Below are 17,279 nucleotides of genomic sequence, written 5' to 3'. Positions count from 1 at the left end.
GTGTATCGAGGAAAAACTGTGGCCCCAGGTGGACACAGTGACGAATGGCATCCTGCGGAGTGTCGTAAAAAACTCGTCGGGGTCGTCATAATCGCTCCGGGGCGGAATGGACACCAGAAAACGCTTAGGATATCCGGGTATAGCGCGTCGGGACGAGGGCGTGGGTTTACGCTTTCTGGGGGCTTTGCTACGGGCCATGTGAATGATTTCCTGAGAAATTAACATACCGCAGAGTATAAAGCTGTGAGCCGGTCATGAACACCCTCGGAACGGCAGAGCCGTGACGCTCGCCCTGTAAGGGCGCTATGTTCTTTACTGCCTTTGATACTGTGCCTGAATACGGCATACCTGAGACAAACTGTACCCCGTTGCCTCTGCGGTTTCACGGATACTGAGCTTTTTTACCTGCCGGTAGTACAGCACTTTTTGGTGCCGCTCATGATCGGCCTGTTTGCCCCGGTATTTACCCAGCGTATGCGCCCGTTCAATACCCTGTTTTTGTCGCTGGCGACGGCTCAGCCAGTCCTTATGCGACATTGCGGCCATCAGGTCGATAAGCATATTGTTGATGGCGGTTATCACGGCGCGGGTGATCGGATCCGCCTGCGAAGGGTCTTTATCTGACAGTGCCTGCCATGATGTAGGTACATCCAGGCTGACAATCCGCAGCTCGTGTTGTTCTATCTGCTTTTTCAGCGTCATCCAGTCGCTGTTACTCAGACGGGTCAGGCGGTCTATCTGCTCGACCAGTAAAATATCATTGCGGTGACTGTCTATCAGTAGGCGTCCCAGTTCCGGGCGGTCAAGCTTTGTACCGCTGATGTTCTCCCGGTAGCAACTGGCTATTTTATGTCCCCGCTCCTGAACAAACTGCTCCAGCATCTCTTTTGCCCGATCGGCAAACTGATCTTCCGTCGATGCCCTTAAATAAGCTCTGATGAACATTTTTTCACCACGTTATCGCATTTAGATTATTGCATTTATTCTATCGCATATAGGTTATGTCATTCATCGTGTGGCGTCACGTTTTAGGTCTGGCGTCAGGGTGTACCCTTATGCGATAACCATTTTTGTTAAAAATACCGAATCAAATAATTTACGAGGGAAACTATATGGCAAGGAGGCAGATTCTTTCGCTGTCGGAAAGAGAATCATTACTGGCACTACCGGACGATGAATTAACGTTGACCCGAATGGCGTATTTCAGTGAACATGATCTGGCACTTATTTGTGCCCACAGTAAACCCGCCAGCCGTTTTGGTTTTGCCGTCCTTCTTTGCTATCTGAAAAATGTCGGCTTTGCCCCGGATAAAAAAGTCCCGCCCTCTGATGCGCTGCTGAAGCATATCGCCAGCAGGCTAAAACTTACCGGAGATCTCTGGCCTGCTTACCTTTCCGGCAGGGATACCACTCGACGCGAGCATTTAACCGAATTGTACCGCTATCTTGGCGTAAAGGCGTTCACCGGCAAAATACAGCAGGACTGTATTACACACCTGCTGCCGATGGCGACGCGCACCGATAAGGGTATTCTCCTGGCCGAAGAGTTACTGGCCTGGCTCTGGCAGAACAACGTGATGATCCCCGCGATTGATGTCGTGGAGCGTACCTGTGCTGAGGCCATGGCTGGCGGCGATAAAATCGTATTTCAGACCCTGAATGCCCCGTTAACTCCGGCTCACAGGGATGCTCTGGATCGTTTACTTGAGTCCTCAGATAATCAGTCTTCCAGGCTGACATGGCTTCTGCAACCGCCGGGTAAAATCAATGGTAAGAACGTGCTGCAGCATCTTGATCGGCTCAGTAGCATTGAATCGCTGGCATTACCTGAAGGTATAGATCGTACCATTCACCAGAACCGATTGCTTAAACTGGCGCGGGAAGGCCGCAAGATGAGCAGCCGGGATTTGACCCGATTTTCAGCAACACGGCGCCATGCGATCCTTGTGTGCGTACTGGAAGAAGCCAGGGCCACACTGACAGACGAAGTGATTGAGCTGCATGAGCGCATGCTGAACAGTCTTTTCAGCAAAGTCAAAAGAACCCAGGCCGAGCGCTTTCAGCAGACCGGAAAGCTGATCCAGTCAAAAATGAGGCAGTACATCGATGTCGGTCAGGCGCTATCTGATGCCCGTGATTCCGGTGGCGATCCCTAGCTTACAATAGAAAACATACTCTCATGGCCGGAATTTGTCGCCAGTCTGGAGGAAACACGCCATCTCGCCAGAAAAAATAATTTTGAACCGCTGCATATTATTACCGAGAAATACAGCACATTACGGAAATATGCCCCGCGCATGTTGTCCGCTTTACAGTTGGTCGCAACTCCGGCAGCGCAACCACTGGCTGATGCGCTGGTTGTGATCAAGGATATGTACCAGAAGCAGTCACGTAAAGTTCCGGCGACAGCGCCACTTGAGTTTGTTCCCGAAAGCTGGCGCAAGGTTGTGATTACACCTGCGGGTATTGACCGGCAGTACTATGAATTTTGTGCGCTCAGCGAGCTTAAGGGGGCGTTGCGCTCCGGGGATATCTGGGTTAAAGGCTCACGCCGCTACAAAAATTTTGATGATTACCTCATTCCCGAAAAGGACTTTGACAAACTCATACCGGCGCTGCCCCTGCCCGTATCTGCTGATTATCATGATTACATTACCAGCCGTATGACCCTGCTTCAGTCCAGACTTGAAGAGGTCAATGCCATGGCTGCCCTTGGTGAACTGCCTGATGTGGAGATTTCCGACAGGGGAGTAAAAGTCTCTCCGCTGGATAACTGCGTTCCGGTGCAAGTTTCACCGCTGGCGGAGCTGGTTTACAGCATGCTACCGCGCCCCAAAATTACGGAAATTCTCGATGAGGTAAACAGGTGGACGACGTTTACCCGACATTTTTCGCATATAAAAAATGACATTACCCGTCCCGATACCCGCCTGCTCCTCACCACCATTCTTGCGGATGGCATCAATCTTGGCCTGACCAAAATGGCAGAAGCCTGCCCCGGGAGCACCAAATCATCACTCGAAGATATTCAGGCATGGTACATCCATGATGAAACTTATTCAGCCGCCCTTGCAGAGCTGGTAAACGCACAGGGAAAAAGGCCGCTGGCGGCATTCTGGGGAGACGGGACAACATCATCATCAGATGGACAGAATTTCAGAACAGGCAGCGCAGGCCGCTACGCAGGTCAGGAGGAGCCCGGACGTCAGTTTTATATCCATATTTCGGACCAATACAGCCCGTTTTACACCTGCATAATCAGTCGGGTCAGGGATTCAACACATGTGCTCGATGGCTTGCTGTACCACGAAAGCGACCTGGAAATCAGGGAGCATTACACCGATACAGCGGGTTTCACCGATCATGTCTTTGCCCTGATGCATCTGCTGGGATTTGCGTTCTGTCCACGAATTCGGGATCTCCACGACAAGAAGCTATTTATCAAAGGGAAAGCGGACCAATATCCGGCGCTTCAGTCACTGATATCAACAACCAGCCTGAATCTGAAAGAAATTGAAATTCACTGGCGTGAAGTGCTACGTCTGGCGACCTCGATAAAGCAGGGAACCGTGACGGCATCCCTGATGCTGAAAAAGCTTGCCAGCTACCCTAAGCAAAACGGACTTGCCAAAGCACTGAGAGAAATTGGCCGTATTGAACGAACGCTGTTTATGCTCGACTGGTTCCGCGATCCGGCACTTCGTCGGCGGGTACAGGCGGGACTGAATAAAGGAGAAGCCCGTAACGCGCTGGCGCGTGCGGTATTCCTACACCGGCTGGGTGAAATCAGGGACCGAAAACCGGAAAATCAGAGCTACCGCGCCAGTGGACTAACGCTGCTGACGGCAGCTATCTCGCTGTGGAATACCGTCTATATGGAAAGAGCGGTCGAGGCCTTGAAGCGTAAGGGGCTGAAGATCAACGAGCAACTGTTGTCACATTTGTCCCCGCTAGGCTGGGAACACATCAATCTGACAGGCGATTATATCTGGAAGAGTAACCGGATACCGGCTTCCGGTAAGTTTCGTCGGCTGAGGCCTGCTAAAGTAGAAAGGTCAAAAAATAACCTTAACGTACAATAATTTTCGATATCCAAACTGACCCCAGGTAATTAAAAAGGTAGATGCCAAGCGACAAGATTTAATTTATCGAGAACAAGCACGTTTAAAGTCACTTAAACATCTGGACATTAGCCCTGATACAGTTATTGGTAAAGCGAACAGAGAGCTACTCTCTAACGTTATCGAAGCGGCAGGAAAGGAGTCCTTTATTGAGACGGAGTATCGTGCCGGAAAACTATGATCACCCTCCCTGAAATCCCAATCGCAATCATCGTATGGGTGTTATTCGCCTGAATTAATACAGAAGTAAATATGGATAATGTAATCCAGCTCGTTCCGAGCAAATGGGTCGCTGAATCATTGCTCATAGCAATCACCGGCCTTAAGAAGAACACCATTAAAGCCGCTCGCGATCATTCATGGATGGAGGGTCGGGAGTACAAGCATGTTTCGGCAAACGGTCAGCCATACGACAACAGCATGTGTTTTTACGACTGGAAGCTGATTGAAAAGTGGATTGAACGACAGCCGGCAGCGATCCCCCGTAAGAAATCTGCTTAAATGCTTATCCCTTTCAACAGGAGTTAATGATATGGCTAAGTACCCAACGGGAGTGGCTCCAAACAAGAATCATCTACGAATATGGTTCATGTATCAGGGAAAGAGGATGTGGGAAGCTTTAGGTGTGCCGGACACACCCAAGAATCGCAAAATGGCGGGAGAGTTGCGCGATAATATTGTCTATCGCATAAAAATAGGAAATTTTGATTACCGGTCACAATTTCCTGATTCACCCGTATTTAAAAATGAATTGGCTTGTAGCTTTAAGGTAGCTATCCGTGAGGTTGCCGATCTCTGGCTCAGGCTAAAAAAACCAGAACTTGCTAACAACACTTACACAGTTACAGCAAGAAGACTGAGAGCGACTATTGAAAAAATTGGGGAATCAAAAAACATACGAACAATCAGGCATCAGGACTTATTAAGCCTGAGAGTTGAGCTTCTGACCGGGAGCTATTTTGTCGGCAGGAAGCGGAATATAGAGAAGAAGGGGCGCACCGCTGCAACGGTGAACTGTACTAGCTCAGACCTGATCTGACAGTTACCGGTTATTTATACAGGTGTCTGTCAGATTACATCTGGTTCAGATTTTTTTCTGCCCAGACTCGTTTACCATCAAGTAACGTGGCCATTGGCGTACGCCCGCAGCACATTTTTCCCTGATGAGTTCGCTCATTATTGTAATGCCACAACCCGTTGTCCAGATCCGTTTGCAGGCTCTCCAGGTCTTCGTATAACTTCTTACGGAACGTAACCTGATAAAAATCCTGCAAAATAGTTTTATGGAAGCGCTCGCAGATGCCGTTCGTCTGCGGAGACATCGCCTTCGTTTTTGTATGGTCGATATCGTTGATGGCCAGATACAGCTGGTAATCATGCTGCTCCACCTTACCACAGTACTCCGTTCCCCTGTCGGTCAGGATCCTCAGCATCGGCAGTCCCTGAGCCTCGTAGAACGGCAGTACGCGATCATTGAGCAGGTCTGCGGCGGTGATCGGCGTTTTACTCGTATACAGCTTGCAGTGTGCCACTTTCGAGTACGTATCCACGAACGTCTGCTGGTAGATACGACCCACACCTTTCAGATTGCCCACGTAGAAGGTGTCCTGCGACCCGAGATAACCCGGGTGAGCAGTTTCGATTTCTCCGCTGGCCTCGTCATCGTGGGCCTTCTTCTCCAGCGCTGCGATTTGAGCGTCGGTAAGCACGATGCCTTCTCTGGCGACCTTTTCCTCAAGTGCCTTCAGGCGTTTACGGAAGTTCTCCAGGTCGTGCCGTTGCCAGATGGAGCGCACGCCGCTACCGGAGATAAACACGCCTTTTTTACGCAGCTCATTACTGGTCCGGTGTTGCCCGTGGGCCGGGAACTCAACGGCATATTCAACAACAGCGCGTTCAGTGGCTTCGTCGGCGCGGTTCTTCAGGTTGGGGACGCGGCGGTTCTGGTTAATCAGCGCATCGATGCCGCCTTCAGCAGCCAGTTCCTGATAACGGTAAAACGTGTCGCGTGACACGCCCATGATCTTGCAGGCTTTTGATACGTTACCGAGTTCTTCGGCGAGATTGAGCAGGCCGGCTTTGTGTTTGATGATGGGATTGTTAGTATGAATCATGAGAGTTACCTCGCGTTTTGTTTAAGGATTAGACACCCATATCAAAACCGGTAACTCTCAACCTTTCAAGGTCCAGTGTCAGATCAAGTCGCGACTAATACAGGTGAACACCTGCATGGGTGACCTTTATGCCGTTATGAAGTTCGCTCAGAGTAATGGTTATATTGGGGACTTCCCCGATCATGGTGGGAGACTCAGAACGCCATGTTCAGCTTCCCGTAGTGGAACATTACGCCCAGCTTGAACCGTTCTTTATTCCTGAAGCCCCGTGACTTGATCCTCAGCAACCGTATTTTACTGTTCAGAGACTCCGCATTGCCGTTCGATACCCGGTTTTTCATCGCATTCAGAATGCCGTAAAGCCGCTTTGCCACCATGCGGGCAATGCTGACCATGAGTGGTATGCCGGTGTCTTTAGCCATCGCCATCCATTCCTGCCACAACTTACGGCTATGGTCGTCATAGCGGCGGTGCCACAGATCGCGGGCAAGCTCTTTCATTACCCAGCACTGGTTCGTTTGCGGTAACACCAGCCGGGCAACTTCTAACCTCTCAGCGCGGCGCCCAAAGCGATTTTGTTTGCTGTAAAACCATAAGTAGCGTGAGCGGTGGGCGTCTTTCCTGTCTGACGACGGGATCTGTTTCATCTCAGCCTGACGGGTTTTATCAACGATGGCGCACAACATTTTTGCCACATGGAAGTGATCGAAGGCGATTTTATCCACGGCATTGGGGAGATGGATGCGTGCAGCACTGATATAGGCCGTGTTCATGTCCATAGACAGCGTTTTTATCTCTTCAAGCTGGTGATCTCTCAGGCTACGCAGATAACTGGCAAGACTTTCTACACCGCGATCGTCGGTCAGTTGCAAAGCGCGTCCCTGCCTGTCAGAGATAACGGTGACGTACTGGTGTCCTTTTTTGAACCCGACTTCATCCACGCAGAGATGACGGGCCGATAAGGGTTGTTTTATCCGGGCCAGGCCTCGTTTTACTGCGCGCATCATGATGCCGTCCACGGCATTCCAACTGAGTTTGAGCTGCTTTCTGACAGCATCCACGGTGCTAATTTTCAGCCATGAAAGAACAAAGGCTTCGAACAACAGGGTGTAGCGGCTGCCTGGCCCCGCCCACGGAACCGGCAGTGTCTGGCAACCGTGCTCGGGGCAGTCAATGCGGGGTACATCAGCTTCAACCAGCGTGGTGAATTGACAGGTATCGAGGTGACGCCATTTGCGACGCCGGTGGTCATGTATGGGGCAGGATTTACCGCATGTTGGACAGGTCAGTTGAGTGTGCCCGACAATGCCGACAATCACAGTCACTGAACCAGATTTTTCATCAAGAGAAAGGGATTTTACCTGCCACGGTGCGGACAGGTTAAGGATATGGGCATAGAGGGACTTTTCGTCCATGGCAGACTCCTCAGAAAATCAAGACTGCCATCATAATGCCCTTAGCCACCACAACAGGGGAAGACCCTTATATTGACATAAATCCGATGGAAAATATCAGCCCTCTGAAAAAGGTGAGCAAAAAACCTGATCCAATACTGAGGGAGGAATTTCCCAGGCTCATAAGTGCGTGTAAAAGCCGCCAGATAGCAAACCTCTGGTCATTAGTAATAATGACAGGGCTGCGCCACGTTGAGCTTTGCGCACTGGCATGGGCAAGATATCAATCTTGCTGCAAAGACTATTACAGTAACACGTAATCTGACATCTCAAGGGCTGTTCACTCCTCCAAAGACTGAAGCGGGAAACAACAGAGTTGTGAGCTTGGTTGATGCGGCCATTGCAGTATTACGCGACCTGCTTGCTCTTACCCGAATGCTACCTCAATCAAGAATTGAATTTCATACCAGGGAGTATGGGCAAACTTTCCCTGATGAGAAAACATTTGTCTTTAACCCGTCTGTAAACGCCACAAACGGGCGATGTGGATCTCACTACGCTGTTGACTCTATAGGGCAAACATGGGACGCAGCTATAAGAAAAGCCGGATTGAGGCACAGGAAGGCCTACCAATCGCGGCACACCTATGCCTGCTGGTCTTTGTCGGCCGGAGCAAACCCAAACTTTGTTGCCTCTCAAATGGGACACGCAGACGCCCAAATGGTGTACCGGATATACGGCACATGGATGGTGGAAAACAACACCCAACAACTGACGTTGATGAACGCCAAATTAAATGAGTTTGTGCCACATGCGTGCTACGACAAGGAAGCTATGTAGTTATATCCTATTTAATCATAAACTTACCACACCAGATCTGCATATTCCCATGAGTAGCATTACTGGCAGAGCCAACTTATTGCTGACCACCTGCATAGGAGGTGGTGTTCATGCAGGGATAAAAAAAGCCGGTAAAAACCGGCTTGTATGAATCAAATATGCTATGCAATAATTCAAAAAAGGAAGTAAGACAATATGGAGCGCAACGCCCATCGCTTGACGTTGCATTCACCTGCGGAAAGAATTTTCCCCCAACCAGCGAGGGGATTTATTGATGCCGATCAGCTTTTTCATTCCTTTCATGACCTTTATCGGGCCTGATTACAACCATTTACGTCGCCGCAACCACCAGGCAACACCTAGCACCAGACATATCAACAATAAACAAAAAAAACCAAAACCATAGCGCCAGCTTCCCCCCGGAATTCCGCCCAGGTTTACACCAAATAATCCCGTCAGAAAGGTTGTCGGCAGGAAAATTACCGCCATCATTGACATGGTATAGGTCCTTCGGTTCATTGCTTCTGCCATCATCGAGCTTATCTCATCAGCCAGTACAGCCGTTCTGGAAACGCTGGCATCGAGATCATCCAGTCCGCGTCCCAGCCTATCGGAGATATCCTGCATTCTTCGGCGATCGTCATCATTCATCCACGGCAGCCGTTCGCTGGCAATGCGCGAGAACACATCGCGCTGAGGAGCCATATAACGGCGCATGATGATCAGCTGCTTACGAATTAATGCCAGCTCTCCACGCGGCGGGACTTTCTGGTCGACGACCGCATCTTCCAGCTCAATAATATTATCGTGTAGCTGCTCAATAAATTCGCTGGTGTGATCGGTCAAGGCATCACAAACGTCAACCAGCCAGCTGCCTGCATTAACAGGCCCGTTTCCATTTTGTAAATCGGTCAACACTTCATCGATAGCGAAGACCTTTCGTTGTCTGGTAGAAACAATCAGCTTCTCGTTAATAAATACTCTTACCACGACCAGTTGATCTGGCCGTGACTCACTGTTCAGGTTTACGCTGCGCAGGGTGATCATAGTGCCATCACCAAGACGGTTAACCCGGGGTCGCAAACTGTCTCCCCCGAGCGCATCCCTTACTGAGTCGGGGATCAAAGGAGTTGATACCAGCCAGTCGGCACTTTCACGGTGGGTATAATTCAGATGTAACCAGCAGGGTTTATCACAATGAATAACATCTTTATCCTCAATGGGGGTTAACCCACCTTTACCATCGAGTTGACAGGAAATAATGGCGTCGGAAATCTGTAATGTTTTGCCTTCAATGACGTCCACAATCACTCCATATTCAGATCAATCAGTGCGAAACAGTCTAGCGTGAGCCATCATTGATGTGTACTAGCTCAGACCTGATCTGACAGTTACCGGTTATTTATACAGGTGTCTGTCAGATTACATCTGGTTCAGATTTTTTTCTGCCCAGACTCGTTTACCATCAAGTAACGTGGCCATTGGCGTACGCCCGCAGCACATTTTTCCCTGATGAGTTCGCTCATTATTGTAATGCCACAACCAGTTGTCCAGATCCGTTTGCAGGCTCTCCAGGTCTTCGTATAACTTCTTACGGAACGTAACCTGATAAAAATCCTGCAAAATAGTTTTATGGAAGCGCTCGCAGATGCCGTTCGTCTGCGGAGACATCGCCTTCGTTTTTGTATGGTCGATATCGTTGATGGCCAGATACAGCTGGTAATCATGCTGCTCCACCTTACCACAGTACTCCGTTCCCCTGTCGGTCAGGATCCTCAGCATCGGCAGTCCCTGAGCCTCGTAGAACGGCAGTACGCGATCATTGAGCAGGTCTGCGGCGGTGATCGGCGTTTTACTCGTATACAGCTTGCAGTGTGCCACTTTCGAGTACGTATCCACGAACGTCTGCTGGTAGATACGACCCACACCTTTCAGATTGCCCACGTAGAAGGTGTCCTGCGACCCGAGATAACCCGGGTGAGCAGTTTCGATTTCTCCGCTGGCCTCGTCATCGTGGGCCTTCTTCTCCAGCGCTGCGATTTGAGCGTCGGTAAGCACGATGCCTTCTCTGGCGACCTTTTCCTCAAGTGCCTTCAGGCGTTTACGGAAGTTCTCCAGGTCGTGCCGTTGCCAGATGGAGCGCACGCCGCTACCGGAGATAAACACGCCTTTTTTACGCAGCTCATTACTGGTCCGGTGTTGCCCGTGGGCCGGGAACTCAACGGCATATTCAACAACAGCGCGTTCAGTGGCTTCGTCGGCGCGGTTCTTCAGGTTGGGGACGCGGCGGTTCTGGTTAATCAGCGCATCGATGCCGCCTTCAGCAGCCAGTTCCTGATAACGGTAAAACGTGTCGCGTGACACGCCCATGATCTTGCAGGCTTTTGATACGTTACCGAGTTCTTCGGCGAGATTGAGCAGGCCGGCTTTGTGTTTGATGATGGGATTGTTAGTATGAATCATGAGAGTTACCTCGCGTTTTGTTTAAGGATTAGACACCCATATCAAAACCGGTAACTCTCAACCTTTCAAGGTCCAGTGTCAGATCAAGTCGCGACTAATACAATTGATGCAATACAACGAACCTGAATACAAACGTTAAGAAACGTGTCAGCGCATCTGGAAAGTTCGATCTGCTTCACGTAACTGAAATCATCCGAACACCTTATCTTGCCATTTATGGGTGATTGATAAACTATTCTCTGCAGAGCTTCAGGATTGTTACTGTTAAATCAGGCAAAACCTAAATCGTTTATCTCTGTTACTAATGCTGGTCACTTAAGGTGACCAGCAACCTTTTTATCCGGATATTTCCTGCTCTTTACCCTCAACTCTCTCGGGTAACTTCGCTCTCTTCTACCCGGTAACACAAGCCATTTCGCCTGTTCATACAGGGTTCTCAGTTCTCCCGGCATTTTTCCCGGCGAAGCCCAGGGCAGGGTTATCAGCATCCGGATTATTTCGCTTATCGCTCCACTGAAGCTCAGCTGGTAAGGCAGGTAATCTCCTTTCAGATGGAACGCCATCTGCACCATCTGATATCGCACCAGGTTATAAGCCAGCAGTACCCCCCATAGCTCCTGTCTCACCAGCTCCGGCAGGCGACTGCGTAATGTCCACCGGCTGTCCAGCATACCCTGCTTTGCTTCCCGGTAGCCCAGTTCTATTTCCCAGCGGTGGCGATATAGCTCGCTGATATCTTTACCCGGATAGCGATTCGGGTCTGTCAGTGACGTCAGCACCTGCCTCTCTTTACCGTCTACCCTGCGGGTCAGCAGTCTTGCCACCATTTCTTCGGGACCCCTGGCCATTGCTTCCTGGCTCGTGGACTGGTTTTCAGGCATATCAGTTCATCTCCACGCCCCAAACGGCGAACCACCTGATACTGTACGTGTTTTTTCAACGGCAACAACCAGTGACGGTGTTCTCCTGCTGTCTGCCAGTGATGAAGCAGACCCATCGAATAAAATCCCTTATCGAACAGGGTGATACTGTTATTCGGGGTTTTCTCCGTCAGGTGCTCAGCCAGCCGCATTTCACTGACTTTTTCACTGTCGAATGCACTGGCGGCGATCAGATGGCTGCTCAGCTCCATCAGACAAACCATTCGCACCTGAGGATAGCCGCCTTCGCCGTACTGGCTGCTGTGTTTACTGAAGACGGCTCTGTTTTCCGGCGTATCGGCGGTACGCCAGACCACGCCGTCGACAGCAAACAGATTCAGACCGTGCCATTTTGGATGTGCAGCCTGCTGATTCCAGTGCTGCTGTGTGATATCAAAAAGCTCCCGCACTGCATTTTCACCCAGAGTCTTACGGCGCTGAATGACAGCGCTGCGTGCGGTAAAAGGAGCTCCGGTCCGGTCAGTAATATCCATCAGATTGACGATTTCGGTCATCGGATGATCGCAAAAAATGGACATCCCAACGACAAGCCAAATCATGGATTCGAGGGAAAGTTTACGTTTACGCAAAGTAACGGTATCGGTCAGGGTGAGCGCCTGCTGAATAAGCTCGGGAGGAATAAGGTCGGCGAGACTACGGGCGCGCTCAGGAGTGGCGGCATTGATGATGCCGAGGGCCTGGGAAAGTTCCATTTAAAAAGGGTTCCATGATGAACATAGAACCCTTTTTACCGCATAAACCGGATCGGTCAACCGATCCTTAAATGATCGGCATTAATCTCTGTTACGGTTGAACAGAAATAAACGATTTAGGTTTTTTTTGGGCGCAACATTCTCTCAATAAGCAGCAACGGAGTGAACGCGATGAAATATCAGCAGCTGGCACGACAGATACTGGCCGGGGTGGGTGGCAGGGAAAATGTTAAGTCAGTGGTGCATTGTGCCACACGGCTTCGCTTCCATTTAGCGTCCCCGGACAAAACGGATCTGACCGGACTGAAACAAAATGGTGATATCATCGCTGTCGTGGAAAGCGGTGGGCAGTTTCAGGTAGTGATAGGTAACTACGTTAATGAAGTTTATCAGGCGCTGCTAGAGGAAGGTAATCTGGACGATGCGGAGAAAGATAACGATGATGCTCAGGAAAAACAGACTGTTTTTGCAAAATTCATCGATATTGTCTCCGGTATTTTCACACCATTTATTGGTGTTATGGCCGCCTCAGGCATTTTAAAAGGTCTGTTGGCTATCTCACTGGCTTTCGGGCTGATGGATGAACAAGATGGCAACTATAAAATACTGTTCGTTGCCAGTGATGCCTTATTTTATTTCCTTCCGATAGTTCTGGGTTATTGCGCGGGCAAAAAGTTTGGCGGTAACCCTTTTATCTGTATGACCATTGCTGGTGCATTAATTCATCCGACCATACTGGCAGCATTCAGGCAGGCGCAGTCGGGGGATTCTGCCATGAGTTTCTTGGGTATCCCCGTCATTTTGATAAACTATGCTTCTTCAGTTATTCCCATAATTCTTGCTTCCTGGGTTTCTTGCCGGACAGAGCGGTGGTTAACCCCCAGACTACCAGGAGCGGTGCGTAATTTCATTACGCCATTATGCTGCCTTGTACTGGTTGTCCCACTGACCTTTCTGATCATTGGGCCGCTTGCCATCAAGTTCAGCCATCTGTTAGCAAATGGTTATCTCTGGATTTACGCCCTCAGCCCACTGGTAGCCGGGTTATTTCTTGGCAGTTTATGGCAAGTTCTCGTTATCTTTGGCCTGCACTGGGGAATGGTTCCATTGATGCTTAATAACCTTAGCATCTATGGGCAGGATTCGATGCTACCACTCCTGACGGCGGCGGTGCTTGGTCAGACCGGGGCAACGCTGGGGGTTTTATTGCGCACCCGCGACAGTAAATTGAAAGGAATTGCTGCTTCAGCATTCAGCGCATGCTGGTTCGGCATCACTGAACCGGCGGTATATGGTGTTAACTTACCTAAACGCCGTCCTTTTATTTTGGGTTGCATTGGCGGCGCTCTGGGCGCGGCCATCATCGGTTATTACCAGGCCAAAGTGTACTCATTCGGGCTGGCTAATATATTTACTCTGTTTCAGACGATTCCTGATACGGGCATTGATGCTTCCGTCATTGCTGTTTTCGCAGGGGCGCTTGTGGCCCTGGTATTTGCCGCAGTGTCAACCTGGTTATTTGGTTTGCCTGACGAAAAATCGGTCCCTGTTGCTGGTGCCGAGAGTCCACACCCAACCACCCCACTTCTGAAAACAATAGTGTTAAACAGCCCGATGGCAGGAAAGGTAATTCCTCTGGAGAATGTACCAGGCCAGACATTTGCCAGTGGCCTGTTAGGTAAAGGCGTCGGTATTGTTCCGGCCAGTGGCAGAGTTATTTCGCCTGTCAATGGCAAGGTCGTCTCTCTGTTTCATACTGGTCATGCGATTGGATTGCTTTCAGATGATGGGGTGGAGTTTCTGATCCACATTGGTCTGGATACCGTAAAGCTTGCAGGAAAATACTTTATCCCCCATGTCAGCGAGCTACAGCGGATTCGCTGTGGTGATGTACTCGTTGAGTTTGACCTTGCAGCTATCCAACAGGCAGGTTATGACCTGACCACTCCCATTATTATCAGCAACAGTGATGATTACCTGGATGTAATACCTGCAACCGAACAAGAAATCATTCAAGAAAACATGCCGTTAATGACTGTATTTTTGCAATCAAAGACAAGGAGTTAATTATGTCAAAACCTTTTCCCGATTCATTTTTATGGGGTGGTGCAGTGGCAGCAAATCAGGTGGAAGGTGCCTGGCAGGAACAGGGGAAAGGCCTTTCAACGTCAGATGTTTTACCCAACGGCGTCTTTGGCCAGCGTGTTGAGCGTAAGCCCGGTGTCACCAGTCTTAAAGATGTCGCAATCGATTTTTATCATCGCTACCCTCAGGATATAGCGCTTTTCGCAGAAATGGGATTTAACGTGTTACGCACTTCCGTCGCTTGGAGTCGCATTTTTCCGCAGGGTGATGAGAGCCACCCCAGCGAAGCGGGACTGGCGTTTTATGACCGTCTTTTTGACGAGATGGCAAAGTACAATATCCAGCCGCTGGTTACCCTTTCCCATTTTGAAATGCCGATGGGTCTGGTAGAAAAGTATGGCGGCTGGGGTAATCGTAAAACGATCGAATTTTTTACCAACTATGCTGAAACGGTATTCAACCGCTATAAAAATAAAGTGAAATACTGGCTGACTTTTAACGAAATTAATATGTCCTTGCACGCACCATTAACTGGCGTCGGCCTGCCTGAAAATAGCAGTAACCAGGAAATCTATCAGGCCATTCATCATCAGCTTGTTGCCAGTGCGCTGGCGGTTAAGGCGTGTCATCAGATTGTGCCTGGTGGAAAAATTGGTAATATGTTACTGGGTTGCATGCTTTATCCAATGACGTGTAAACCAGACGATATGATCGAGGCAATGCACAAGAATCGCGACTGGCTTTTTTTCGGCGACGTACAGGTTCGCGGTTATTATCCGGCCTATATGACACGTTTTTTCCGCGAACAGGGCATACGTCTGACCATAACCGAACAGGATAAAGTGGACCTCAATCAGTCCGTTGATTTTATCTCATTTAGTTATTACATGACCGGATGCGTCAGCACTGATGCTGACCAGGCGCGTCGTCGTGGCAACGCCCTTGATATGATACCTAATCCTTATCTGGAAAGTTCAGAATGGGGCTGGCAGATCGACCCTCAGGGGCTGCGTCTGCTAATGAACACACTCTACGATCGTTACCAAAAACCCTTGTTCATAGTTGAAAATGGATTGGGCGCAAGGGATATCGTTGAATCCGATGGCAGTATTAATGATGACTACCGTATCAGTTACATCAACGATCATTTGTTACAGGTAAGTGAAGCCCTTGACGATGGTATCGAGGTCTGGGGTTATACCAGTTGGGGACCCATCGATTTGGTCAGTGCCTCAAAGGCCGAGTTTTCTAAACGCTACGGTTTTATTTATGTTGATCGTGATGACGATGGGCAAGGAACCCTTGAACGCAAACGTAAAAAAAGCTTTTGGTGGTTTCAGCAGGTCATTCATTCTAACGGTGCGTCGTTAACAAAATAAACTGTTTTCAGCAATAGCAATCTAACCTGCTCTTACTGCTTTCTTTTATACGCAAAGTAATGCGGTAATAAAATTGTCTAGGTCGTCCGTCAATAGGTTCTGGAAAGAGCCAGTACATAGATTTGTGTAATTGCCTGATTTTGATATGTTCAATCCAGCATCAAAAGCAGGTTAATTTATGGACGAAAAACAGTCGCAGGCCCTGGCTAACGAACTGGTCAAAAATATCAAAACCCCTGACGATCTCAGTCAGTTTGATCGACTGCTGAAAAAAATCAGTGTCGGGGCGGCGCTCAACGCCGAGATGTCCCACCATCTGGGCGACGATAAAAATCAGCCCAGACCGGCGACCAACGCCCGCAACGGCTATTCCACAAAGACAGTGACCACCGGCGATGGCCCGCCGGAGCTGCGTACACCGCGCGATCGTGATGGCTCCTTTGAACTGCAACGGGTGAAGAAAAACCAGGTCCGGAGCACCGGGGTAGATAACCCGATCTTATCGTTGTACGCCAAAGGGATGACCACCCGCGAGATAGCGGCCGCGTTCAAAGAGCTGTATGACGCCGATGTCTCGCCAGCGCGGGTCTCAAAGGTAGCTGTAGCTGATGCCGTCATGGAGCAGGTCACCGGATGGCAAAACCGGCCACTGGATGCCGTTTGTCCCATCGTTTACCCTGACTGTATCGTCCTGAAGGTCCGGCAGGACAGTCGCGTCATCAATAAATCCGTATTCCTTGCCCCGGGTATCAACATCGAAGGCCAGAAAGAACTGCCGGGTATGTGGCTGGCCGAAAACGAGGGCGCGAAGTTCTGGCTCCATGTGCTGACCGAATTAAAAAATCGCGGCCTGAACGATATCCTCATCGCCTGTGTTGATGGTCTGAAGATCTTCCCGGACGCTATCAACGCGGTGTATCCGCAGGCCCGCGTCCAGCTGTGCGTCGTGCATATGGTGCGCAACAGTCTGCGGTTCGTCTCCTGGGAGGACTACAAAGCCGTCACCCGTGACCTGAAAGCCATCTGTCAGGCCCCCCACGGAGCGGGAAGCGTTCGCCGGCACCCGGGACAGCCGCTACCCGCAGATAAGCCGGAGCTGGCAGGCAAACCGGGCCAGCCTGTCGACGTTCTTCGCTTACCCGGCAGACATCCGCAAGACGCTCGACACGACCAGCGCCATCGAGTCGCTGAACAGCGTGATCCGGCATGCCATACCAATACTGTTTCTGCCTTTTTTCGGTCGTGACGCA

10 protein-coding genes and 3 pseudogenes are annotated in these 17,279 nt (G+C 50.0%); 7 read left to right on the top strand and 6 right to left on the bottom strand.

Annotation, left to right across the window (positions count from 1 at the left end):
• Positions 1-312: 312 nt before the first annotated feature.
• On the bottom strand, positions 313-945 hold the full coding sequence (locus LU633_RS12910; protein WP_016192639.1) for a recombinase family protein: 633 nt from the start codon (positions 943-945) through the stop codon (positions 313-315).
• A gap of 167 nt (positions 946-1,112) precedes the next feature.
• Between LU633_RS12910 and LU633_RS12905 the strand changes: the two are divergent.
• From LU633_RS12905 to LU633_RS12895, 3 genes and pseudogenes are all read left to right on the top strand, one after another.
• Positions 1,113-4,082: pseudogene (locus tag LU633_RS12905) on the top strand (Tn3 family transposase).
• Positions 4,083-4,373: 291 nt separating this feature from the next.
• The gene (gene xisR, locus LU633_RS12900) at positions 4,374-4,622 is read left to right on the top strand and encodes an excisionase family protein (RefSeq protein ID WP_016192638.1); all 249 of its coding nucleotides are present in this window, start codon (positions 4,374-4,376) and stop codon (positions 4,620-4,622) included.
• Between the two features lie 31 nt (positions 4,623-4,653).
• The gene (locus tag LU633_RS12895; RefSeq protein WP_052734692.1) at positions 4,654-5,160 is read left to right on the top strand and encodes an Arm DNA-binding domain-containing protein; all 507 of its coding nucleotides are present in this window, start codon (positions 4,654-4,656) and stop codon (positions 5,158-5,160) included.
• Positions 5,161-5,194: 34 nt separating this feature from the next.
• Here the strand turns inward: LU633_RS12895 and LU633_RS12890 are convergent, their stop codons facing one another.
• Both LU633_RS12890 and LU633_RS12885 read right to left on the bottom strand, forming a co-directional pair.
• On the bottom strand, positions 5,195-6,235 hold the full coding sequence (locus LU633_RS12890; RefSeq protein ID WP_046371791.1) for an IS481 family transposase: 1,041 nt from the start codon (positions 6,233-6,235) through the stop codon (positions 5,195-5,197).
• A 194-nt stretch (positions 6,236-6,429) separates the two neighbouring features.
• Positions 6,430-7,650 carry an ISL3 family transposase gene (locus tag LU633_RS12885; RefSeq protein ID WP_046371806.1) on the bottom strand — a complete coding sequence of 407 codons (1,221 nt, stop codon included), beginning with the start codon at positions 7,648-7,650 and terminating at the stop codon, positions 6,430-6,432.
• A gap of 231 nt (positions 7,651-7,881) precedes the next feature.
• On the opposite strand from LU633_RS12885, the gene LU633_RS12880 reads away from it, so the two are divergent.
• On the top strand, positions 7,882-8,469 hold the full coding sequence (locus LU633_RS12880; RefSeq protein WP_016192636.1) for a tyrosine-type recombinase/integrase: 588 nt from the start codon (positions 7,882-7,884) through the stop codon (positions 8,467-8,469).
• 321 nt (positions 8,470-8,790) lie between these two features.
• Here LU633_RS12880 and zntB read toward each other — a convergent pair whose 3' ends face one another.
• The 3 genes and pseudogenes from zntB to LU633_RS12865 form a co-directional block, all read right to left on the bottom strand.
• Entirely contained in the window at positions 8,791-9,774 is a 984-nt protein-coding gene (zntB, locus tag LU633_RS12875) for a zinc transporter ZntB (RefSeq protein WP_046371878.1), read from the bottom strand.
• Positions 9,775-9,891: 117 nt separating this feature from the next.
• Positions 9,892-10,932, bottom strand: coding sequence for an IS481 family transposase (locus LU633_RS12870; protein WP_046371813.1), 1,041 nt, complete (start codon positions 10,930-10,932; stop codon positions 9,892-9,894).
• Positions 10,933-11,243: 311 nt separating this feature from the next.
• Positions 11,244-12,565: pseudogene (locus LU633_RS12865) on the bottom strand (IS4 family transposase).
• A gap of 171 nt (positions 12,566-12,736) precedes the next feature.
• On the opposite strand from LU633_RS12865, the gene bglF reads away from it, so the two are divergent.
• From bglF to LU633_RS12850, 3 genes and pseudogenes are all read left to right on the top strand, one after another.
• The gene (gene bglF / locus LU633_RS12860; RefSeq protein WP_016192634.1) at positions 12,737-14,632 is read left to right on the top strand and encodes a PTS beta-glucoside transporter subunit IIABC; all 1,896 of its coding nucleotides are present in this window, start codon (positions 12,737-12,739) and stop codon (positions 14,630-14,632) included.
• A 2-nt stretch (positions 14,633-14,634) separates the two neighbouring features.
• Positions 14,635-16,029, top strand: a complete 1,395-nt coding sequence (ascB, locus tag LU633_RS12855) for a 6-phospho-beta-glucosidase (protein WP_016192633.1) — start codon at positions 14,635-14,637, stop codon at positions 16,027-16,029.
• Positions 16,030-16,207: 178 nt separating this feature from the next.
• Positions 16,208-17,243: pseudogene (locus LU633_RS12850) on the top strand (IS256 family transposase); the annotation flags it as partial.
• Between the last annotated feature and the right edge of the window lie 36 nt (positions 17,244-17,279).

Origin of the sequence: Erwinia tracheiphila, assembly GCF_021365465.1 — a bacterium.
GTDB classification, from domain to species: domain Bacteria; phylum Pseudomonadota; class Gammaproteobacteria; order Enterobacterales; family Enterobacteriaceae; genus Erwinia; species Erwinia tracheiphila.
Note: the sequence above shows the minus strand (reverse complement) of the source record. Positions and strands in the feature narration are given on the sequence as shown.

Excerpts from the sequence above, each read along its gene's own strand:
- LU633_RS12910 (WP_016192639.1), bottom strand. The coding sequence starts at position 945 with ATGTTCATCAGAGCTTATTTAAGGGCATCGACGGAAGATCAGTTTGCC.
- xisR (WP_016192638.1), top strand. The coding sequence starts at position 4,374 with ATGGATAATGTAATCCAGCTCGTTCCGAGCAAATGGGTCGCTGAATCA.
- LU633_RS12895 (WP_052734692.1), top strand. The coding sequence starts at position 4,654 with ATGGCTAAGTACCCAACGGGAGTGGCTCCAAACAAGAATCATCTACGA.
- LU633_RS12890 (WP_046371791.1), bottom strand. The coding sequence starts at position 6,235 with ATGATTCATACTAACAATCCCATCATCAAACACAAAGCCGGCCTGCTC.
- LU633_RS12885 (WP_046371806.1), bottom strand. The coding sequence starts at position 7,650 with ATGGACGAAAAGTCCCTCTATGCCCATATCCTTAACCTGTCCGCACCG.
- LU633_RS12870 (WP_046371813.1), bottom strand. The coding sequence starts at position 10,932 with ATGATTCATACTAACAATCCCATCATCAAACACAAAGCCGGCCTGCTC.
- bglF (WP_016192634.1), top strand. The coding sequence starts at position 12,737 with ATGAAATATCAGCAGCTGGCACGACAGATACTGGCCGGGGTGGGTGGC.
- ascB (WP_016192633.1), top strand. The coding sequence starts at position 14,635 with ATGTCAAAACCTTTTCCCGATTCATTTTTATGGGGTGGTGCAGTGGCA.